Below are 20672 nucleotides of genomic sequence, written 5' to 3'. Positions count from 1 at the left end.
CGTTGGTATATCAACAAACCTATTAACGTTTTGAGAACTGAGGTGCACGACGTGCTTTTTTAAGACCGTATTTCTTACGCTCTTTCATACGAGCATCACGAGTTAGGTAGCCTTCTGTTTTAAGAGATCCACGATATTCTGGATCAGCTTCAAGAAGCGCACGTGCGATTCCGTGACGGATAGCACCAGCTTGACCAGTAAAACCTCCACCATGAACGTTAACAATAACGTCATAAGTACCTTGAGTTTCAGTAGCCACTAGCGGCTGATTTAAAATTAAAATTTGTGTTTCGTATGGGAAATAATCTGATGCGTTACGTCCGTTAATTGTAACATTACCTGTACCAGGTACTAAACGTACGCGTGCAGTTGATTTTTTACGACGACCTGTGCCATAGTATTGTACTTGTGCCAAAATGTTTACCTCCTTTTAGTTACCCACGAAGCTCGTAAACTTCCGGTTTTTGTGCTTGATGAGTGTGTTCAGATCTTCTGAATACGTGTAATTTTTTACCCATTTTACGTCCTAGAGAGCCTTTAGGAAGCATTCCTTTAACAGCAAGCTCTAGCATTTGCTCAGGATATTTCGTACGCATTTCGTATGCAGTACGCTCTTTAAGTCCACCAGGGTGGTTTGTATGGCGATAGTAAATTTTATCTGTAATTTTCTTACCACTTAATTCTACTTTTTCTGCGTTAATGATAATCACATGGTCACCAGTGTCTGCATGTGGTGTGTAAGTTGGCTTATGCTTTCCACGAAGGATCGCAGCAACTTCACTCGCTAAGCGTCCTAAACGCTTGCCTTCTGCATCAACAACTAGCCATTTGCGTTCAATATTATTTTCATTTGCCATGAAAGTTGTGCGCATGAGTGTTTCCCTCCATATTTAAAAAAAATCAATTTCAATATTCATTCGTCTATTTCAACATAATTAGTTTCCGGGGCTAATCATGGTTTAGAAATAAAATGCCATAGATCATAATACACCAAATGATAGGATTTTGTCAAGAGCTGATGCATATGATTTGCATTTTCTCCGACAATCCGCTTACCTTTTTTCATCATACCTAACATTCCATAAATAGAGGCCTTCTGAGGGCACGGTTTCTCCAACAAGCCTTCTATCCCTCTTCGCCAATAAATCCATGATATCAGCCGGCTGACGCCTTCCTTGACCTATATCTAAAAGGACACCTACGATAATTCGGACCATATTATATAAAAAACCACTCCCGCGAAAGATAAACTCAATTTCCGAGCCTCTCTTTTCACAACTCACCTGATAAAGCGTCCGCTCTTTTGTTCCTTTGGTAGTAGCTTTAGCAGAGGAAAAAGTTGTAAAATCATGGGTCCCCTCTAGATAATCACAAGCCGCTTGAATGGACCTAATATCTAATTCATAAGGAAAATAATATGCATAATTCCGTTTAAATACATCCGGTTCACTTTCATGCCAAACATAATATCGATATTCTTTTTCAATTACATCATAGCGTGCATGAAATGAATCATCTGCATATTCGACTTCTTTAACATATAGATCATTCGGAAGTAAGGTATTTAAGGCCTGCTTCCAGTTATATAGAGGAATATCATAAGCTGAGTCAAAATGAATGGTTTGACCCTTCGCATGAACACCTGTATCTGTTCTTCCAGAAGCTTGAATACGAATGTACTCCCCTTTATGCATTTTAGTTAAAGCTGTCTCTAACGCCCCTTGTACGGTTCGTTTCTTAGGCTGTATCTGAAAGCCTGAAAACTGTGATCCGTCATAATTAATAATGCACTTAAGTCTTACCATACTGTAGCAGCCTTCCTTTGAAAGATAGATATTATCGTAGTAACGGAAATTCTATCCTTCCAATTATAATAATTAATTTCGTGTAATAAATAATCCGATTATAATACAAAGAAATAAGATATAGATGAATACATCACGTTTCGCAATTTTTAATTCACGAAGCTTTGTGCGCCCCTCTCCACCTTGATATCCTCTTGCTTCCATAGCCATTGCCAGTTCTTCTGCGCGCTTGAAAGCACTGACAAATAATGGAACAAGCAAAGGTACGACAGCTTTTATCCTTTCTTTTACAGGTCCTGTTTTAAAATCAACACCTCTTGAAGCCTGCGCCTTCGATATCTTTTCTGTCTCCTGTAGTAGAGTGGGGATGAATCGTAGTGAAATAGACATCATTAATGCTAATTCATGCACAGGAAACTTCACTTTCTTTAAAGGACGTAGCATATCCTCAATCGCGTCCGTGATCTCAATTGGTGTCGTGGTTAGGGTTAATAGAGAGGTTACTAAAATAAGTAAAAAGAACCTCATCGATATCGCAAATCCTTGAATTAACCCACCAGTATAAATGGTAAGCGTAAATATTTCCAATACAGGCTTGCCCTCTTTCGTGACAATCATATGGAGAATAAACGTAAAGATAATAAGAAACCATACGGGCGTTAACCCTTTTAATATAAACTTAATCGGGACTTTGGATGAAATTAAACTAGCTAAGGCAAAAGCTGTTAATATCCCATAACTCCAAACATTATTGGCAAAAAACACAATGAAAACATAAATAAATATTATCGAAATCTTTGTCCGTGGATCTAACTTATGAATGATAGAATTTCCCGGGACATACTGACCAATAACCAAAGCATTATTCATGTAGGGTTCCCCCTTTTAACGAACGCTTCATTTGCAAACCAAGTTGTTGCACAGTTTGCCTAGTATAGGGGATATGGATACCAAATTTCTTTTCATAGTTATCAAGAAATTGTACCATTTCTGGAACGTCTAACTGTACATTCTGTAATGCCTCTTTTTGGACAAATACTTCCTCAGGCTTCCCTTCCATATATTTGGTTCCCTTATTAAGAATAATGACATGATCAGCGTATTTTACTGCATCCTCCATACTATGTGTTACTAAAATTGTCGTAAGTGCTTGCTCCTGATGCCTGGTATAGAACATTTCCATGATTTCCTTCTGTCCACGTGGATCTAATCCAGCAGTAGGCTCGTCCAATACAAGTACTTCAGGCTTTGTTGCTAATACACCAGCTATTGCCACCCGCCTCATTTGGCCACCGCTTAAGTCAAACGGAGAACGGTTCAAGAAATCTTCCGTTAAGCCAACAGCTGATAGAACTTCTGGAATTCTGTCGTGTATTTCTCTATCCCCAACACCAAAATTTCGCGGACCAAAGCCAATATCCTTCGCTACCGTTTCCTCAAATAGTTGATGCTCCGGATATTGAAATACAACACCTACACGACTTCTAAGCTCTTTCATTAATTTAGGTTTTTCTTCTGCGCTTAAATGATAATCTCCTATCCATACGTCACCTTCAGTTGGTCTGATTAGTCCATTTAAATGTTGGATTAATGTTGATTTTCCAGAACCAGTATGTCCGATAATTGCTACAAAAGAACCAGAAGGGATATGAAAATCTAAATGGTCAATTGCTTTATGTGCGAACGGTGTATGCTGTTGATATACGTAGCTTACGTTCTTGAATGTAATATCCATAAGTCCTCCAGCAGTTCTTCATGATTTAGTGGCTCCTGTGTAACGGGAATGGCCTCTGCTTTTAATACATCAGCTAACCTAGATACAAACGGAACATCCAATCCAATCTTACGCAATGCTTCCTTCTTTGAAAAAATTTCTCTCGGCACACCCTCCGCCCAAATCTGTCCATCATTCATTACAATGGCACGATCAGCTTGAATGACTTCTTGTAAGTCATGGGTGATCGTAAGTAATGTGACCTCTTTTACCTTCTGTACGCCAGCTATTGTCTTCATAATTTCGTTTCGCCCTTTTGGATCAAGCATTGCTGTCGCTTCATCTAAAATTATAACCTTTGGGGAAATGGCTAGAACACTTGCAATCGCTACACGCTGTTTTTGTCCACCAGATAATCGATGTGGTTCTGTAATTCGATAATCCTCCATACCTACAGCGCTTAAGACATCATCCAAGCGCTTAAGCATTTCTTCTCGAGGTAATCCTCTATTTTCCATGCCAAAGGCTACATCGTCCTGAACCGTCGTTCCCACAAACTGGTTATCTGGATTTTGAAAAACCATTCCAACATCTTTCCGTACATCCCATACAGATTCCGAATTTACCTGCTTGTCATCTATGAAAATTTCACCCTCTTGCGGAAACAATAAACCATTCATTAATTTAGCGATCGTGGATTTACCTGAACCATTATGACCAATTATGGCAACCCACTCATTTTCATAGATTGTAAACGAACAATTCTTTAGTACCCAAGGCTGCTCATCTCCATATCGAAAAGATACATTTCTAAACTCGATTAACTTCTTACTCATCATTGTTCCTCCATCTAAACTCACCCGGGGTGTATTCTTTCCTCTAATGAACATGTCTCAGCTTCGTTCTTTAGCTGATTGATTAAGGCTTTACGATGCAATTCGTATGTTAGACGAATGATCTTTCCTTTCCTTTTTCCTTCTACAAAAAAAGGGCTTGGATGCACCTCGTAGAAGAGATTCAGTCCTGCCCTTGTCGGATGTGGTTACATTAAACTAGTTCAATAATTGCCATTTCTGCTCCGTCACCTTGACGAGCACCCAATTTAAGAACACGAGTGTATCCACCTTGACGGTCTTCGTAACGTGGAGCCACATCATCGAAAAGTTTTTGAATCACATTTTCGTTTTCGTTAGCTTCCTTGTTATATAGAAATGATGCTGCTTGACGGCGAGCATGAAGATCCCCACGCTTACCTAAAGTAATCATTTTTTCTACGATGGATCTTAGCTCCTTCGCTTTTGCTTCTGTTGTTTCAATCCGTTCATGAATAATTAAGTCAGAAGCAAGGTTACGAAGCAACGCCATACGATGATCGGTTGTACGACCTAATTTTCTAGCCATGGACTATCCCTCCCTTTCATGATGACTAATGACTTATTTAAAATACGATCAACTGAAAAAAGCTACGTCCAGATCATACTGCACTTTTGATTTTATCAGTCATCATCTCGTAAGCCTAGGCCAAGGTCATTAAGTTTTACTTTTACCTCTTCTAATGACTTGCGACCAAGATTACGTACTTTCATCATATCTTCTTCAGATTTATTTGAAAGCTCTTGAACTGTATTGATACCAGCACGTTTTAAGCAGTTATAAGATCGAACAGATAGATCAAGTTCTTCGATGGTCATTTCCATCACTTTTTCTTTTTGATCTTCTTCTTTTTCGACCATAATCTCTGCGTTCTGCGCTTCATCTGTTAAGCCTACAAAAATGTTTAGATGCTCCGTAAAGACTTTCGCGCCTAAAGAAACAGCTTCTTCAGGTCGAATACTTCCGTCAGTCCATACATCCATTGTTAATTTATCAAAATTAGCTACTTGCCCTACACGTGTATTCTCTACTTGATACGTAACACGTGACACTGGAGTAAAAATTGAATCAATTGGTATGATACCAATTGGTTGGTCATCTCTTTTGTTAGCATCAGCGGGACGATAGCCACGTCCACGTTCTGCTGTAATCTTCATATGCAAGCTGCCTTTGCTATTTAACGTTGCAATTGGCAAATCCGGATTTAATACTTCTACATCACTATCGAATGTTAGGTCTGCAGCCGTAACTTTTCCTTCTCCCTGCACATCAATCTCTAATGTTTTCTCTTCATCAGAGTAAATCTTTAGAGCTAGTTTCTTCAGATTCAAAATAATCGTTGTCACATCTTCAACAACACCTTCGATTGTTGAAAATTCATGTAGCGCTCCATCAATTTGAACTGATGTAACAGCAGCACCTGGAAGTGAGGATAGTAGGATACGACGCAAGGAGTTTCCTAGAGTGGTACCATATCCACGTTCGAGCGGTTCGACTACGAATTTTCCAAATGTAGCATCATCGCTGATTTCTACCGTTTCAATTTTTGGTTTTTCAATTTCGATCATTCAATAAAACCCTCCTTTAAAACGTCGAAACCCCGGTTAGACCAGCTGTCTAACCGAAATTCCTCAAATAGGCAGTTGGCGTTTCTGCACTACCTGTAGTTCTTTCGTACGTTCTTGTCTCTCGGATGCTGTTCGCTAAAGGAGATATACTCCTTTACACTTTTAGCTATCATAACCCATTATAGACAGGGTGACAAATTATATACGGTATAATTATACACGACGACGTTTTGGTGGGCGACAACCGTTGTGAGGAACTGGAGTTACGTCCTTAATTGCAGTAACTTCCAATCCTGCTGCTTGAAGTGAACGGATAGCTGCTTCACGGCCAGCTCCAGGTCCTTTAACCGTTACTTCAAGTGTTTTCATGCCATTGTCAATTGCAGACTTAGCAGCAGTTTCAGCTGCCATTTGTGCAGCAAAAGGTGTAGATTTACGTGAGCCTTTAAAGCCAAGTGCACCAGCTGAACTCCATCCAAGAGAGTTACCTTGTGTGTCCGTAATCGTTACAATTGTGTTGTTGAACGTTGAACGGATATGTGCAATACCTGACTCAATATTCTTTTTCACACGACGTTTACGTGTATTAGTTTTACGTGCCATAGATTATACCTCCTTTTCGTTATTTCTTCTTATTAGCGATCGTACGACGTGGTCCTTTACGTGTACGTGAATTATTTTTTGTTTTCTGTCCACGAACAGGAAGCCCACGACGATGACGGATACCGCGATAAGAGCCGATTTCGATTAGGCGTTTAATATTAAGGGATACTTCACGACGAAGGTCACCTTCAATTGTATATTCGTCCGTTGCTTTACGGATTCTTCCTAATTCATCCTCTGTAAGGTCGCGTACGCGTGTGTCTTCGGAAACGCCTGCTTCTTTAAGGATATTTTGTGCAGTGTTTTTTCCAATACCATAAATATAGGTTAGTGAAATAACTACACGTTTATCACGTGGAATATCAATACCTGCAATACGTGCCATAGCTTTCAAACACCTCCAATTTCTTAACCTTGTTTTTGCTTATGCTTCGGATTTTCACAAATTACCATTACTTTACCATTTCGTTTAATAACTTTACATTTTTCACAAATGGGTTTTACTGATGCTCTTACTTTCATCATCTTTACCTCCTTTAATGGAGCAGAGCTTATTTATAACGGTACGTAATTCGTCCTCTAGTTAAATCATACGGAGAAAGTTCAACCGTTACTTTATCGCCAGGAAGAATGCGAATAAAATGCATACGAATTTTACCAGAAACATGGGCTAATACTGTATGACCATTTTCCAATTCTACATTAAACATCGCATTTGGCAACGTTTCTGTTACGGTTCCTTCCACTTCAATTACATCGTCTTTCGCCATCGTGTTGATCTCCCTTCTTCAAATCAGTCACAACTTCATTGACAAATTTAGCTATGGCAAATCGTAATTTACCATTTGTGACACGACCAGTTTCTAGAAGGCTGTTTTGGACTTCTGGAGAAATATAATCCATTCTTTCAATATGATGCAGATTCTTTTTCTTTGGTCGATCATATTTACGTTTTTCCCCATCTGCAAGCAAGACATACTTTTCATCGATAATTTTAATTACTAATGCGTATTGACCCGCTTCACGTCCTTGCATAATACGAACAACTTGACCTATTAGCGGAATCGAATCATCTTCGTTCAACAACGATCACCTTCACTTAGGCTATAGTTTATATGGCTACCTTTTAGATGATGTCCCAAAGGTCCGGTAAAGACGTATTATCGAACTTCTTCGTACTCTTTATCCACCCTTAGAACAACTAAAAATAGGAAAAAGGTTTACTCACTTTTCATCCTGTGTCACTTTATTATGAAGTAATACACGTTTATGCGTATGTTACTCTCGACTAATTATAACTTTTAACAATTAGAATTGCATCCCTCGTGCGCTTAATTACAGTTAAGATGCTTATTTTTCAATTTTTGACTGAATATCTTGAAATACTTCATCAATATCCTTATCTCCATTGACAGTTACAAGATATCCTCTATCCTCGTAAAAATCCAATAACGGTTTGGTTTGCTCCATATTTACAGATAAACGAGTTTTCACCGTATCGGCTTTATCATCATCACGTTGGATTAATTGTGAACCATCCTTATCACAGACCCCATCTTCCTTAGGCGGGTTATAAACTACATGATAAGTTGCTCCGCATGTCGGACAAATTCTACGACCAGTTAGACGCTCCACTAATTTTTCTTCCGGTACATCTACATGAAGTACGTAATCAATGGATTGATCCATATCTTGCAATAAGTCCTGTAAGGCTTCTGCTTGAGCGATTGTCCTTGGAAAACCATCTAATAGGAAGCCATTCTTACAATCATCCTTACCCAAGCGTTCTCTGACAATCCCAATCGTAACTTCATCTGGAACAAGTTCGCCTTGATCCATATATTCTTTTGCTTTCTTTCCTAGGTCTGTTCCCTCTTTAATAGCTAAACGGAACATATCTCCTGTTGAAATATGAGGGATGTTATATTTTTCATTTATTTTCTCAGCCTGCGTACCTTTACCAGCACCTGGCAGACCCATTAAAATCAAGTTCAACAATTTTCCCCTCGCTCTCATTGTCAGCAAAAATTACTTTATAAACCCTTTGTAGTGACGCTTTACCAACTGACTTTCCAATTGTTTCATCGTTTGCAGGGCAACACCTACAACGATAAGTAAGCTTGTGCCGCCAATTTGTATAGACGCAGGTAGATCGGCTATTCCACCTAGGGCGATTGGTAGTACAGATACAGCTGCTAAAAACAGCGCGCCTACGAATGTTAAACGATATAAGACTCTTGTCAAATACGTTTCCGTATTCTTACCAGGACGAATGCCCGGAATGTAGCCACCTTGTTTTTGTAAATTCTCAGCCATTTGTTCAGGATTCACTTGAACAAATGTATAGAAATAAGTGAAAGCAATAATTAATGCTACATAAATAACCATACCTGTTGGCTGCGTATAATCGAATATACGTTGAATTGTTGCTGCAATCTGATTACCTTCAAAGAAACTGGCAACCGTACTAGGTGCCATGATAAATGCAATCGCGAAAATGACTGGAATTACCCCAGCAGCATTTACTTTTAACGGTAAATGTGTAGAGTGCCCGCCAACTGGAGAGCGATTTACAAGTTTTTTGGCATATTGTATAGGTATTTTTCGCAATGCCTGTTGAATGAAAATTACTCCAACTGTCACTGCTACAACTACCAAAGCAATTAAGGCAACAATAACAATGTTAATAAACAAATCATCACCAGGATTTATAAAATACTGGCTGTATAATTGTTTAATTCCATTCGGTACTGCTGCTACGATACCTGCAAAAATAATGATGGAAATTCCGTTACCTACTCCATTCGCAGTGATTTGTTCACCTAACCACATCAGGAATGCAGTTCCACTTGTTAACACAATAGCAATAACAAGAAACTTCATTATTCCAGGGTCAGCAATTAGCAAACCACCTGCCATCGCATTAAAGCCAATAGACATTGCAATTGCTTGGATAAACGCAAGGACAATCGTACCGTAACGCGTAACCTGCGCTAATTTCTTTCGGCCTGCATCCCCTTGCTTTTTCCATTCAGCAAATTTGGGTACAACATCCATCTGTAATAATTGCATAATAATTGATGCCGTAATATAAGGCATAATTCCCATGGCAAAAATGGAGAAGTTTTGTAAGGCTCCCCCACCAAATGTATTCAGAAATCCAAATACGTTTTGCTGGTTCATCAATTGATCGATTGCTAGCTTATCTGTAAATGGCACAGGAATAAATGTGCCTAGACGGAAGACAACCAACATCAATAATGTGAAAATTATTTTCCGCCTAATGTCACCTACGCGCATAAAATTGGAGATTGTACGGAACATTAAATCACCTCTGTTTTACCGCCCGCTGCCTCTATTGCTTCTTTCGCTGAAGCAGAGAACTTGTGAGCTTTTACTGTTAGTTTCTTTTCGATAGCACCATTGCCAAGTACTTTAATACCGGCTTTAAGTTTGCTTACGACACCTTCTTCCAGTAATAGCTCAGGTGTAATTTCTGTGCCGTCTTCAAAACGATTTAAAGTATCCAGGTTTACAATTGCAAATTCTTTACGGTGAATGTTTGTAAATCCTCGTTTTGGCAGACGTTGAAATAGTGGCATTTGACCACCTTCAAAGCCCGGACGAGTTCCACCGCCAGAACGTGCTTTTTGACCTTTATGTCCACGACCGGATGTTTTACCGTTACCTGATGACATACCACGACCTACACGATTACGATTTTTACGTGTACCTTCTGCAGCCTTCAATTCATGAAGTTTCATGCGAGCACCTCCTCTTTACGCTAATTTCGTATTTAAACTTCTTTAACCGCTATTAAATGAGATACTTTATTAACCATACCACGAAGAGCTGGCGTATCTTCATGAACAACAGATTGACGAATTTTTTTAAGTCCTAGTGCTTGAACAGTTTTCTTTTGACCTTCTGTTCCACCAATAACACTGCGCGTGAGGGTGATTTCTAGTTTTTTAGACATAACAGTTCCCTCCTTATCCTAACAGTTCTTCTACAGACTTCCCGCGTAGTTTTGCTACGTCTTCTGCACGCTTCAAGTTTGTTAGTCCATTCAATGTTGCACGAATCATATTAATTGGTGTATTTGAACCTAGTGATTTAGTTAGTATATCACCTACACCAGCAAGTTCCAAGATGGCACGAACTGGGCCACCAGAGATAACTCCTGTACCTTCTGCAGCTGGTTTTAATAATACATTACCAGAACCAAATTGACCATGAATTTCATGCGGAATTGTGGTTCCAACGATCGGTACTGTAATTAAATTTTTCTTAGCATCGTCAACTGCTTTTTTAATTGCTTCTGGTACCTCTTGCGCTTTTCCTGTACCAAAACCTACATGACCATTCTTATCTCCGACTACAACTAGAGCTGCGAAACGGAAACGACGTCCACCCTTTACAACTTTTGCAACACGGTTGACCGTAACAACGCGTTCTTCTAGATCTAATTTGTTCGGATCAATGTTTTTACTCATGTATGTCCCTCCTTTATCGATTAAAATTCAAGACCTGCTTCTCTTGCAGCGTCTGCTAAAGCCTTCACACGACCATGATAAAGGTAGCCTCCGCGATCAAATACAACCGATTTGTAACCTTTATCCTGAGCACGTTTAGCGATCATTTCTCCGACCTGCTTTGCTGCTTCTACATTACTTGTAGATTCAACATTAATTTCGTTATCTTTCGTTGAAGCACTTGCAACAGTAGATCCATTGAGATCATCAATTAATTGTACATAGATGTGTTTATTTGAACGATATACGTTTAAACGAGGACGCTCCTGTGTACCAAAAAGACTCTTACGTACACGTGCATGTCTTCTTTTACGTATAACATTTTTGTCAGGTTTTGTAATCATTTAGGTCACTCCTTTCTGCTCCCTAACTATTCTTACTTAGCAGTTTTACCTTCTTTACGACGTACGTATTCACCTTCGTAACGAATACCTTTACCTTTATACGGTTCTGGCGGACGAATTGCTCTAATATTAGAAGCAACCGCTCCAACCAACTCTTTATCAATACCTTTAACAATAACTTGTGTGTTTTTTGGTACATCAATTTCGATACCGTCAACAGGGTCTAATTCAACAGGATGTGAGTAACCAGCGTTAATCACTACTTTGTTACCTTGTTTTTGCGCACGGTAACCAACCCCGATAATTTCAAGAGACTTCTCAAATCCTTTACTTACTCCTTCAACCATGTTGTTGATAAGGCTTCGAGTAGTACCGTGTAATGCGCGGTGGTCTTTGTGATCACTTGGACGCTCTAGCGTAATCACATTATCCTCCATATTAACTTTAATATCTGGATGTAGATTTCGTGTTAACTCACCTTTAGGTCCTTTAACTGAAACAACATTACCTTCCAGTTTAACTTCTACACCTTGGGGAATTTCAATCGGCTTAAGTCCTATACGAGACATTCCATGCACCTCCTCATCATTAAATAATCAATTACCAGACATATGCAAGTACTTCGCCACCAACTGCTTGAGAACGCGCTTCTTTGTCTGAAAGCACTCCTTTAGAAGTTGAAACGATAGCAATACCTAATCCGTTAAGTACACGTGGTACCTCATTAGCTTTTGCGTAAACACGTAGACCTGGTTTACTAATTCGTTTTATACCTGTAATAACTCGCTCTTCGTTTGTACCGTATTTAAGGAAAATACGCAGAACGCCTTGCTTGTTATCTTCAACAAGCTCATAGTCAGAAACAAAACCTTCACGTTTCAAGATATCAGCGATCTCTTTTTTGATTGTAGAAGCCGGAAGCTCTAACTTTTCATGTTTTACCATGTTAGCATTACGAATACGAGTTAGCATATCTGCGATTGGATCTGTCATAACCATTAATCATTACCTCCTTCCCGAATCGGGGTTTACCAGCTTGCTTTTTTGACACCAGGAATTTGACCTTTATAGGCAAGTTCACGGAAACAAATACGGCAAAGTTTAAATTTACGGATTACAGAATGTGGACGGCCACAACGTTCACAACGTGTATATTCACGTACTTGGTACTTTTGTGGACGTTTTTGTTTTGCAATCATTGATTTTTTAGCCACTATTTTCCCTCCTTGTATTAGCTCTTTCGTTTACTTTTGGAAAGGCATGCCTAGCTGAGCCAGAAGTTCACGAGCTTCTTCGTCAGTATTGGAGCTTGTTACGATAACAATATCCATACCACGTACTTTGTTAACTTTATCATAGTTAATTTCTGGGAAAATTAGTTGTTCTTTAACACCTAATGTGTAGTTTCCACGACCATCAAAAGCTTTTTTAGAAATACCACGGAAGTCACGTACACGTGGAAGTGATACTGCAATTAGCTTTTGAAGAAATTCGTACATACGCTCACCGCGAAGGGTTACTTTAGCACCGATTGGCATTCCTTCACGGAGACGGAAACCAGCGATAGATTTCTTTGCACGAGTTATCATTGGCTTTTGACCAGAAATTAATGAAAGCTCTTCGACAGCGTTATCCAAAGCTTTTGAGTTCTGTACTGCATCACCAACACCCATGTTGATGACAATCTTCTCGATTGCTGGTACTTGCATCACAGATTCATAGTTAAATTTATTCATCAAAGATGGTACTATTTCATCTTGGTATTTATTTTTAAGTTGATTCATCATGTCGCCCTCCTTTCGCTGAACCTATTTATCTAATGCTTCACCGGATTTTTTAGCGATGCGGACTTTCTTTCCATCACGTACTTCATGCCCAACACGAGTTGGTTCACCGGATTTAGGATCTATCGGCATTACGTTAGAAACATGGATTGGTGCTTCTTGATTAAGAATACCGCCCTGCGGGTTTTCTTGAGAAGGTTTGGCATGTTTTTTAATCATATTAATTCCTTCAACTAGCACACGATCCTTTTTCGGGTATGCTTCTAAGATAGTACCTTCTTTTCCACGGTCTTTGCCGGAAATTACTTTAACTTTATCACCTTTTTTTACATGCATGCTTAACGCACCTCCTAACAAGGCTAATTTTTAGCTTATAATACTTCTGGAGCAAGAGATACGATTTTCATGAATTTTGCATCACGTAATTCACGTGCGACTGGTCCGAAGATACGAGTTCCTCTTGGACTTTTATCATCACGGATGATTACCGCTGCATTTTCATCAAAACGAATATATGACCCATCTTTACGGCGTGCACCAGACTTCGAACGAACAATAACAGCTTTAACAACGTCACCTTTTTTGACAACGCCTCCTGGTGTTGCTTCTTTTACAGTACATACAATAACATCACCGATATTAGCTGTTTTACGTCCTGATCCACCCAATACTTTAATGGTTAGCAATTCACGAGCACCAGAGTTATCTGCGACTTTCAAACGAGTTTCTTGTTGAATCATATCGCTGTGACCTCCCTTCGGATCTTCCTTAGCGAACTATATTATATAATTACCGCTTCTTCAACAACTTCAACTAGACGAAAACGCTTAGTAGCTGATAGCGGACGAGTTTCCATGATACTTACAATGTCACCAGTTTTAGCCTGGTTATTTTCATCATGTGCTTTTAACTTTTTAGAGTATTTTACACGTTTGCCGTATAGCTTGTGGAACTTATACGTTTCAACTAAAACAGTAATTGTTTTATCCATTTTATCGGAAACAACACGGCCTGTGTATACTTTACGATTATTACGTTCAGTCATATCGAGGCTAACCTCCTCTTCAATTTTCTAGTTATTTACGCTTAATTCACGTTGACGTACTACAGTTTTCATACGTGCAATTGACTTTCTAACTTCACGAATGCGTGCAGTGTTTTCCAATTGGCCTGTTGCAAGTTGGAAGCGTAAATTAAATAGTTCTTCTTTTAACGATTTAACTTTTTGTTCAATTTCGGCAGTGGTTAGTTCTCTAATTTCATTAGCCTTCATTGCTTTCACCACCAATTTCTTCACGTTTTACAAACTTAGTTTTGATCGGAAGTTTATGAGAAGCAAGACGCAACGCTTCGCGAGCAACCTCTTCTGATACACCTGCGATTTCAAACATAATTTTCCCTGGCTTAACTACTGCTACCCATCCTTCAGGAGCACCTTTACCGGAACCCATTCGAACCTCTAGGGGTTTTGCAGTGTATGGTTTGTCTGGGAAGATTTTAATCCAAACCTTACCGCCACGTTTCATGTAACGAGTCATTGCAATACGAGCAGCCTCGATTTGACGGCTAGTAATCCATGAAGCTTCTGTTGCTTGCAGACCAAATTCACCGAAAGCTACTGTTGTGCCGCCTTTAGCTTGGCCTCTCATTTTACCACGATGTTGTCTACGATATTTCACACGTTTAGGCATTAACATAATGCATTGCCCCCTTCCTTATTTTTCTGATTTAGTTGGAAGGACTTCTCCACGGTAAATCCACACTTTTACACCTAATTTACCATAGGTTGTATCAGCTTCTGCTGTACCATAGTCTATATCAGCACGTAAAGTGTGTAGTGGTACTGTTCCTTCACTATAATGTTCCGCACGAGCGATATCTGCTCCGCCAAGACGTCCAGATACTTGTGTTTTAATCCCTTTTGCTCCAGCGCGCATTGCACGTTGAATGGTTTGTTTTTGAGCACGACGGAATGAAATACGGTTTTCTAATTGACGAGCAATATTTTCAGCAACTAATGTTGCATCGATATCGACTTTTTTGATTTCTACGATATTGATATGAACTCGTTTGCCTGTAAGGCTGTTCAATGATTTACGTAGTGCTTCTACTTCTGACCCGCCTTTACCAATTACCATACCTGGTTTACCAGTATGAATCGTAATGTTCACGCGGTTTGCTGCACGTTCTATTTCGATCGAAGAAACAGCAGCAATTTTTAAGCGGTTTTCAAGATATTCTCTAATTTTAATATCTTCGTGTAGTAAGTCTGCATAGTCCTTGCCTGCGTACCATTTAGACTCCCAGTCTTTAATAATACCGACGCGAAGACCTGTTGGATTTACTTTTTGACCCACTGACTATCCCTCCTTCTTTTCTGTTACCACAACTGTGATGTGGCTTGTGCGCTTGTTAATTCTGCTTGCACGTCCTTGTGCACGTGGACGGAAACGTTTCAATGTAGCACCTTCGTTTACGAATGCTTCCGAAACTACTAGATTGTCTGTATCCATTTCGTAGTTATGCTCTGCATTAGCGATCGCAGAGTTTAAAACTTTTTCTACGACTGGAGAAGCACCGCGTTGTGTATGGCGTAAAATCGCAATTGCTTCACCAACATTTTTTCCTCGAATAAGATCAACGACTAAACGTACTTTACGAGGAGCAATACGAACCGATTTCGCAACGGCTTTAGCTTGCATGTTGTGTGCCTCCTCTCATTAGCGTTTTGTTTTCTTATCATCGCCGGCATGCCCTTTGTAAGTGCGTGTTGGCGCGAATTCTCCTAATTTGTGTCCGACCATGTCTTCTGTAATATATACTGGAACATGTTTACGTCCGTCATAAACAGCAATCGTATGTCCGACAAAAGTAGGGAATATAGTAGAGCGACGAGACCAAGTCTTTACTACTTGTTTTTTATCGCCTTCATTTAAAACTTCAATCTTTTTCATCAGATGGTCATCTGCAAAAGGTCCTTTTTTCAAACTGCGACCCATGGATAAACCTCCTTTCGCACTTGAGAGACGGGTAATTTTTCCCGCCACAGTTTTCGTTTATTTTTTACGCTTACGAACGATATATTTATCAGACGGCTTGTTGCGTTTACGTGTTTTATATCCAAGGGTTGGTTTACCCCAAGGTGACATTGGTGATTTACGTCCGATTGGCGCACGTCCTTCACCACCACCGTGTGGGTGATCATTCGGGTTCATAACAGATCCACGTACAGTTGGGCGCTTGCCTAACCAACGAGAACGTCCTGCTTTACCAACACGAACAAGCTCATGTTCGATGTTACCAACTTGACCTACAGTAGCACGACAAGTAGATAATACTAAACGAACTTCTCCTGATGCTAAACGAACCAATGTGTACTTCTCTTCACGTCCAAGGATTTGAGCTTCAGCACCAGCTGAACGAGCAAGCTGTCCGCCGCGTCCTGGCTTTAATTCAACATTGTGAATGATCGTACCAACTGGAATATTTGCTAGTGGTAGAGCATTTCCTAATTTAATATCAGCACCTTCGCCAGATTCAATTTCCTGACCTACTTTGATTCCTTTTGGTGCTAGAATATAACGTTTTTCACCATCAGCATAATGAATTAATGCAATATTAGCTGAACGGTTCGGATCATATTCAACAGTAGCAACGCGTCCTGGTATACCATCTTTATCACGTTTGAAATCGATGATACGGTATTGACGCTTATGGCCGCCACCTTGATGACGAACAGTTAATTTCCCTTGATTATTACGACCACCACGTTTGTAAAGCGGGCTTAAAAGGGATTTTTCTGGCGTATCTGTGGTGATTTCTGCAAAATCAGATACGGACATATTACGTCTACCATTTGACGTCGGTTTGAACTTTTTAATCGCCATCTTGTTTTCCCTCCTTCACAAAATTCTTTTGTTATGCTTCAAAGAAGTCTAGTTCTTTACTATCTTCTGAAAGCTGTACGATAGCTTTTTTGCGGTCTGAACGATACCCACCGTAACGTCCCATTCGCTTGAATTTACCTTTTAAGTTCATTGTGTTTACTTTTTCTACTTTCACTCCAAAAACTAGTTCAACAGCGTTTTTAATTTCTGTTTTGTTAGCTTTAGGGCTTACTTCAAACGTGTATTTCTTTTCTGCCATTAAATCAGCTGAGTTCTCAGTGATGACAGGGCGCTTAATAATATCACGTGGATCTTTCATTATGCAAGCACCTCCCCTGCTTTTTCAGCTGCATCCTTCGTTAGGATCAGCTTGTCATGTCCAAGCAAGTCTAGAATATTTAGCTCTTCTACAGTTAGAACATTAACAGATTGCAAGTTGTTTGCTGAGCGGATAACTGACTCATCTTTTTCAGAAACTACAATCAATGCTTTTGTATCAACATTCAATGCATCTAGCATCTTAACTATTTCTTTCGTTTTTGGAGTATCCATTACGATACTTTCCAAAACTACAAGGTTATCTTCGTTTACCTTTGAAGATAGTGCAGATTTTAGCGCTAGACGACGGACTTTCTTTGGTAATTTGTAGCTATAGCTGCGCGGTGTTGGTCCGAATACAGTTCCACCGCCAACCCATTGTGGAGAACGAATAGAACCTTGACGTGCACGACCAGTTCCTTTTTGACGCCATGGTTTACGACCACCACCACGTACTTCAGAACGGTTTTTTACCGCATGCGTACCTTGACGTAAAGACGCACGTTGCATTACTACTGCTTCATGTAAAACATGTGTGTTTGGTTCAATGCCGAATACAGAATCATTTAATTCCATATCACCAGCTTTTGTACCGTCTTGTTTTAATAGTGCTACTTTAGGCATGACATATCCTCCCTTCGTGTGTATGATTAGTTAGCCTTAATTGCACTCGTGATTTTTACGAATGATTTTTTTGCACCTGGAACATTACCTTTGACTAAAAGTAGATTGCGTTCTTCATCTACATTGACAATTTCTAGGTTTTGAATCGTTACTTGATCGCCACCCATACGCCCTGGAAGTGGTCTTCCTTTAAATACACGCATTGGGTCAACAGCACCTAGAGAACCCGGGCTTCTGTGGTAATGAGATCCATGGGACATTGGGCCACGTTGTTGGTTGTGACGCTTAATGGAACCTTGGAATCCTTTCCCTTTTGTTGTACCAGTTACATCGATTTTATCTCCAGCTTCAAAAACATTAACGCTGATTTCTTGACCTACTTCATATTCATCAAGATTTGCGTTACGGATTTCACGAACGTAGCGCTTAGGGGTTGTGTTTGCTTTTTCAGCATGACCTTTTTCCGCTTTGTTAGTACGTGATTCCTTCGCATCAGCAAAACCGAGTTGTAGCGCTTCGTAACCATCATTCTCTAACGTTCTTTTTTGCAATACCACATTTGGCTCAGCTTGAATAACTGTAACAGGGATTAACTCTCCAGTTTCAGAAAATAGCTGAGTCATGCCGATTTTACGACCTAAGATTCCTTTCGTCATCCGTTACACCTCCTATTTAAAACAAAAATTATAGTTTGATTTCGATATCTACACCAGATGGTAAGTCAAGACGCATTAGTGAATCAACTGTTTGTGGTGTAGGATTAACAATGTCGATTAGACGCTTATGTGTACGCATTTCGAATTGTTCACGTGAATCCTTATATTTATGAACCGCACGTAGTACAGTGTAAACTGATTTTTCTGTAGGTAGCGGAATTGGACCAGACACATTTGCACCTGAACGCTTCGCAGTATCTACAATTTTCTCAGCTGATTGATCTAGAATACGGTGATCATAAGCTTTTAAACGGATTCTGATTTTTTCTTTTGCCATTATTTTCCCTCCTTTTTCGCCCATATTTGTATAGACATACTCCACGGAAATTTCTTAACAACCAGCCATGGCAAAGGGGCCGGGTGTGCCAACAACCTTCCGTTTCATCGCCTCTGATGACCAACATTATTATTATATAGAAAAAAACTGGTCAATGCAACCCTTTATACATAAATTCTAGGGAATTGCACATCTATGTATTATACGTGTTCTAGCTAGTGATTTCAAGGGATTATACTAAAATAAAACTGGAAAATCGCAGAAATTCTAGCTATTACAGTTTAAAATATTATAAGATTCATCTATTTCATTATTATTAGATTTACTATTTAACGGTTTCATCATATAAAAAAACAAAGCACAGATAGCGTCGTCACGCCAGCTGTGCTTTATATTATAGCATTAATTATTTTTCAATTGAAGTTACAACACCAGATCCAACAGTACGTCCGCCTTCACGGATAGAGAAGCGAGTACCATCTTCAATAGCGATTGGTGAAATAAGCTCAACACTCATTTCGATGTTATCTCCAGGCATAACCATTTCAGTACCCTCTGGAAGTGTAATAACACCTGTTACGTCAGTAGTACGGAAATAGAATTGTGGACGATAGTTTGCGAAGAATGGCGTATGACGTCCACCTTCTTCTTTAGATAGAACATAAACTTCTGATTTAAATTTAGTGTGTGGAGTAATAGAGCCTGGTTTAGCAAGCACCTGTCCACGATTGATTTCTTCACGAGCAACACCACGTAGAAGTGCACCAATGTTGTCTCCAGCTTCAGCATAGTCAAGAAGCTTACGGAACATTTCCACACCAGTTACAGTAGTTTTCTCAGCTTTTTCGTTTAGACCGATGATTTCAACCTCATCACCAACACGTACTTCACCACGTTCAACACGACCAGTGGCAACTGTACCGCGTCCAGTGATAGAGAATACGTCCTCAACAGGCATCATGAATGGTTTGTCTTTGTCACGATCTGGAGTTGGGATATACTCGTCAACAGCATTCATTAGTTCAACGATTTTTTCTTCGTATTCTGCATCTCCTTCAATTGCTTTAAGAGCAGAACCTTTGATTACTGGTACATCATCACCAGGAAAATCGTATTCTGTTAATAGATCACGAACTTCCATTTCTACAAGTTCTAGTAATTCTTCATCGTCTACCATATCTGTTTTGTTAAGGAATACAACGATTGAAGGTACTCCAACGTTTTTAGAAAGTAAGATATGCTCACGAGTTTGTGGCATTGGACCATCTGCAGCAGATACTACTAGGATAGCTCCGTCCATTTGAGCAGCACCAGTGATCATGTTTTTAACATAGTCAGCGTGACCTGGGCAGTCAACGTGTGCGTAGTGACGAGTATCTGTTTCATATTCTACGTGGGAAGTTGCAATTGTGATTCCACGTTCTTTTTCTTCTGGTGCGTTATCGATTTGGTCATAAGCCATTTCCGTACCTTTACCAGATTTTTTATGCATTACAATTGTAATTGCAGCAGTTAATGTAGTTTTACCATGGTCAACGTGTCCAATTGTACCAACGTTTACGTGACTTTTAGAGCGATCGAACTTTTCTTTAGCCATTTATAGTTCCTCCTTTAAATAAGTAAA

37 protein-coding genes are annotated in these 20672 nt (G+C 39.6%); 1 reads left to right on the top strand and 36 read right to left on the bottom strand.

The window, feature by feature from the left end:
- Nucleotides 1-22: 22 nt before the first annotated feature.
- From rpsI to infA, 12 genes are all read right to left on the bottom strand, one after another.
- Nucleotides 23-415, bottom strand: coding sequence for a 30S ribosomal protein S9 (gene rpsI, locus D9782_RS05805; protein ID WP_026680264.1), 393 nt, complete (start codon nt 413-415; stop codon nt 23-25).
- Between the two features lie 19 nt (nt 416-434).
- Entirely contained in the window at nt 435-872 is a 438-nt protein-coding gene (gene rplM / locus D9782_RS05800) for a 50S ribosomal protein L13 (protein WP_121604292.1), read from the bottom strand.
- Nucleotides 873-1052: 180 nt separating this feature from the next.
- Complete coding sequence (gene truA / locus D9782_RS05795; protein WP_121604291.1) at nt 1053-1805, bottom strand: tRNA pseudouridine(38-40) synthase TruA; 753 nt, start codon at nt 1803-1805, stop codon at nt 1053-1055.
- Nucleotides 1806-1877: 72 nt separating this feature from the next.
- Nucleotides 1878-2675, bottom strand: a complete 798-nt coding sequence (locus D9782_RS05790) for an energy-coupling factor transporter transmembrane component T family protein (protein WP_026680261.1) — start codon at nt 2673-2675, stop codon at nt 1878-1880.
- Nucleotides 2668-3540 carry an energy-coupling factor ABC transporter ATP-binding protein gene (locus D9782_RS05785; RefSeq protein ID WP_121604290.1) on the bottom strand — a complete coding sequence of 291 codons (873 nt, stop codon included), beginning with the start codon at nt 3538-3540 and terminating at the stop codon, nt 2668-2670. Before D9782_RS05785 ends, D9782_RS05790 begins: the two co-directional genes overlap by 8 nt.
- On the bottom strand, nt 3516-4355 hold the full coding sequence (locus D9782_RS05780; RefSeq protein ID WP_026680259.1) for an energy-coupling factor ABC transporter ATP-binding protein: 840 nt from the start codon (nt 4353-4355) through the stop codon (nt 3516-3518). The genes D9782_RS05785 and D9782_RS05780 overlap by 25 nt, the downstream gene beginning before the upstream one ends.
- Before the next feature lie 211 nt (nt 4356-4566).
- Entirely contained in the window at nt 4567-4920 is a 354-nt protein-coding gene (gene rplQ / locus D9782_RS05775) for a 50S ribosomal protein L17 (RefSeq protein ID WP_026680258.1), read from the bottom strand.
- A gap of 95 nt (nt 4921-5015) precedes the next feature.
- The gene (locus D9782_RS05770; protein WP_026680257.1) at nt 5016-5960 is read right to left on the bottom strand and encodes a DNA-directed RNA polymerase subunit alpha; all 945 of its coding nucleotides are present in this window, start codon (nt 5958-5960) and stop codon (nt 5016-5018) included.
- 213 nt (nt 5961-6173) lie between these two features.
- On the bottom strand, nt 6174-6563 hold the full coding sequence (rpsK, locus tag D9782_RS05765; RefSeq protein ID WP_026680256.1) for a 30S ribosomal protein S11: 390 nt from the start codon (nt 6561-6563) through the stop codon (nt 6174-6176).
- 19 nt (nt 6564-6582) lie between these two features.
- Complete coding sequence (rpsM, locus tag D9782_RS05760; RefSeq protein ID WP_026680255.1) at nt 6583-6948, bottom strand: 30S ribosomal protein S13; 366 nt, start codon at nt 6946-6948, stop codon at nt 6583-6585.
- A 23-nt stretch (nt 6949-6971) separates the two neighbouring features.
- Nucleotides 6972-7085: a 50S ribosomal protein L36 gene (gene rpmJ / locus D9782_RS05755; protein WP_005999442.1), complete on the bottom strand. Its 114-nt coding sequence runs from the start codon at nt 7083-7085 to the stop codon at nt 6972-6974.
- Nucleotides 7086-7114: 29 nt separating this feature from the next.
- Nucleotides 7115-7333, bottom strand: a complete 219-nt coding sequence (infA, locus tag D9782_RS05750) for a translation initiation factor IF-1 (RefSeq protein WP_010095735.1) — start codon at nt 7331-7333, stop codon at nt 7115-7117.
- Nucleotides 7334-7475: 142 nt separating this feature from the next.
- Here infA and D9782_RS23935 point away from each other — a divergent pair, with 142 nt between their 5' ends.
- Entirely contained in the window at nt 7476-7568 is a 93-nt protein-coding gene (locus D9782_RS23935; RefSeq protein ID WP_226983640.1) for a hypothetical protein, read from the top strand.
- Nucleotides 7569-7913: 345 nt separating this feature from the next.
- Here the strand turns inward: D9782_RS23935 and D9782_RS05740 are convergent, their stop codons facing one another.
- The 24 genes from D9782_RS05740 to tuf all read right to left on the bottom strand — a co-directional run bounded on the left by D9782_RS05740 (nt 7914) and on the right by tuf (nt 20645).
- Nucleotides 7914-8558, bottom strand: coding sequence for an adenylate kinase (locus D9782_RS05740; protein ID WP_026680253.1), 645 nt, complete (start codon nt 8556-8558; stop codon nt 7914-7916).
- A gap of 33 nt (nt 8559-8591) precedes the next feature.
- Nucleotides 8592-9887, bottom strand: coding sequence for a preprotein translocase subunit SecY (gene secY, locus D9782_RS05735; RefSeq protein WP_026680252.1), 1296 nt, complete (start codon nt 9885-9887; stop codon nt 8592-8594).
- Complete coding sequence (gene rplO, locus D9782_RS05730; protein ID WP_026680251.1) at nt 9887-10327, bottom strand: 50S ribosomal protein L15; 441 nt, start codon at nt 10325-10327, stop codon at nt 9887-9889. Before rplO ends, secY begins: the two co-directional genes overlap by 1 nt.
- A 32-nt stretch (nt 10328-10359) precedes the next feature.
- A complete protein-coding gene (gene rpmD / locus D9782_RS05725) occupies nt 10360-10542 on the bottom strand; it encodes a 50S ribosomal protein L30 (RefSeq protein WP_026680250.1) in 183 nt (60 codons plus the stop codon).
- Between the two features lie 13 nt (nt 10543-10555).
- The gene (gene rpsE / locus D9782_RS05720; protein WP_026680249.1) at nt 10556-11059 is read right to left on the bottom strand and encodes a 30S ribosomal protein S5; all 504 of its coding nucleotides are present in this window, start codon (nt 11057-11059) and stop codon (nt 10556-10558) included.
- A 20-nt stretch (nt 11060-11079) separates the two neighbouring features.
- Complete coding sequence (gene rplR, locus D9782_RS05715) at nt 11080-11442, bottom strand: 50S ribosomal protein L18 (protein ID WP_026680248.1); 363 nt, start codon at nt 11440-11442, stop codon at nt 11080-11082.
- A gap of 32 nt (nt 11443-11474) precedes the next feature.
- Nucleotides 11475-12011: a 50S ribosomal protein L6 gene (gene rplF, locus D9782_RS05710; protein ID WP_026680247.1), complete on the bottom strand. Its 537-nt coding sequence runs from the start codon at nt 12009-12011 to the stop codon at nt 11475-11477.
- A gap of 31 nt (nt 12012-12042) precedes the next feature.
- Nucleotides 12043-12441 carry a 30S ribosomal protein S8 gene (gene rpsH / locus D9782_RS05705; RefSeq protein ID WP_026680246.1) on the bottom strand — a complete coding sequence of 133 codons (399 nt, stop codon included), beginning with the start codon at nt 12439-12441 and terminating at the stop codon, nt 12043-12045.
- Nucleotides 12442-12470: 29 nt separating this feature from the next.
- Nucleotides 12471-12656 carry a type Z 30S ribosomal protein S14 gene (locus D9782_RS05700; RefSeq protein WP_019375521.1) on the bottom strand — a complete coding sequence of 62 codons (186 nt, stop codon included), beginning with the start codon at nt 12654-12656 and terminating at the stop codon, nt 12471-12473.
- Nucleotides 12657-12686: 30 nt separating this feature from the next.
- The gene (rplE, locus tag D9782_RS05695; RefSeq protein WP_026680245.1) at nt 12687-13226 is read right to left on the bottom strand and encodes a 50S ribosomal protein L5; all 540 of its coding nucleotides are present in this window, start codon (nt 13224-13226) and stop codon (nt 12687-12689) included.
- Between the two features lie 24 nt (nt 13227-13250).
- Entirely contained in the window at nt 13251-13562 is a 312-nt protein-coding gene (rplX, locus tag D9782_RS05690; RefSeq protein WP_026680244.1) for a 50S ribosomal protein L24, read from the bottom strand.
- Nucleotides 13563-13597: 35 nt separating this feature from the next.
- The gene (rplN, locus tag D9782_RS05685; RefSeq protein ID WP_026680243.1) at nt 13598-13966 is read right to left on the bottom strand and encodes a 50S ribosomal protein L14; all 369 of its coding nucleotides are present in this window, start codon (nt 13964-13966) and stop codon (nt 13598-13600) included.
- 41 nt (nt 13967-14007) lie between these two features.
- A complete protein-coding gene (gene rpsQ / locus D9782_RS05680; protein ID WP_121604289.1) occupies nt 14008-14271 on the bottom strand; it encodes a 30S ribosomal protein S17 in 264 nt (87 codons plus the stop codon).
- 27 nt (nt 14272-14298) lie between these two features.
- Nucleotides 14299-14499, bottom strand: a complete 201-nt coding sequence (gene rpmC / locus D9782_RS05675; protein ID WP_026680241.1) for a 50S ribosomal protein L29 — start codon at nt 14497-14499, stop codon at nt 14299-14301.
- Nucleotides 14489-14923 carry a 50S ribosomal protein L16 gene (gene rplP, locus D9782_RS05670; RefSeq protein ID WP_026680240.1) on the bottom strand — a complete coding sequence of 145 codons (435 nt, stop codon included), beginning with the start codon at nt 14921-14923 and terminating at the stop codon, nt 14489-14491. Before rplP ends, rpmC begins: the two co-directional genes overlap by 11 nt.
- Nucleotides 14924-14941: 18 nt before the next feature.
- Nucleotides 14942-15583, bottom strand: a complete 642-nt coding sequence (gene rpsC, locus D9782_RS05665) for a 30S ribosomal protein S3 (RefSeq protein WP_026680239.1) — start codon at nt 15581-15583, stop codon at nt 14942-14944.
- 3 nt (nt 15584-15586) lie between these two features.
- The gene (gene rplV / locus D9782_RS05660) at nt 15587-15928 is read right to left on the bottom strand and encodes a 50S ribosomal protein L22 (protein ID WP_026680238.1); all 342 of its coding nucleotides are present in this window, start codon (nt 15926-15928) and stop codon (nt 15587-15589) included.
- Between the two features lie 18 nt (nt 15929-15946).
- Nucleotides 15947-16225, bottom strand: a complete 279-nt coding sequence (gene rpsS, locus D9782_RS05655) for a 30S ribosomal protein S19 (RefSeq protein WP_026680237.1) — start codon at nt 16223-16225, stop codon at nt 15947-15949.
- A gap of 57 nt (nt 16226-16282) precedes the next feature.
- Complete coding sequence (gene rplB, locus D9782_RS05650; RefSeq protein WP_026680236.1) at nt 16283-17113, bottom strand: 50S ribosomal protein L2; 831 nt, start codon at nt 17111-17113, stop codon at nt 16283-16285.
- A gap of 31 nt (nt 17114-17144) precedes the next feature.
- The gene (rplW, locus tag D9782_RS05645; protein ID WP_026680235.1) at nt 17145-17432 is read right to left on the bottom strand and encodes a 50S ribosomal protein L23; all 288 of its coding nucleotides are present in this window, start codon (nt 17430-17432) and stop codon (nt 17145-17147) included.
- Nucleotides 17432-18055 (bottom strand): 50S ribosomal protein L4, encoded by a 624-nt coding sequence (gene rplD / locus D9782_RS05640; RefSeq protein ID WP_026680234.1) that lies wholly within the window; start codon nt 18053-18055, stop codon nt 17432-17434. The genes rplW and rplD overlap by 1 nt, the downstream gene beginning before the upstream one ends.
- A 26-nt stretch (nt 18056-18081) precedes the next feature.
- Nucleotides 18082-18711 carry a 50S ribosomal protein L3 gene (rplC, locus tag D9782_RS05635; protein ID WP_026680233.1) on the bottom strand — a complete coding sequence of 210 codons (630 nt, stop codon included), beginning with the start codon at nt 18709-18711 and terminating at the stop codon, nt 18082-18084.
- Nucleotides 18712-18739: 28 nt separating this feature from the next.
- Nucleotides 18740-19048, bottom strand: coding sequence for a 30S ribosomal protein S10 (gene rpsJ / locus D9782_RS05630; protein ID WP_021292712.1), 309 nt, complete (start codon nt 19046-19048; stop codon nt 18740-18742).
- A 406-nt stretch (nt 19049-19454) separates the two neighbouring features.
- Nucleotides 19455-20645: an elongation factor Tu gene (gene tuf / locus D9782_RS05625; protein WP_026680232.1), complete on the bottom strand. Its 1191-nt coding sequence runs from the start codon at nt 20643-20645 to the stop codon at nt 19455-19457.
- Between the last annotated feature and the right edge of the window lie 27 nt (nt 20646-20672).

Origin of the sequence: Virgibacillus sp. Bac332 (assembly GCF_003667785.1) — a bacterium.
Taxonomy (GTDB): domain Bacteria; phylum Bacillota; class Bacilli; order Bacillales; family Amphibacillaceae; genus Virgibacillus; species Virgibacillus salarius.
This window is presented reverse-complemented; position numbering and strand designations above follow the sequence as displayed.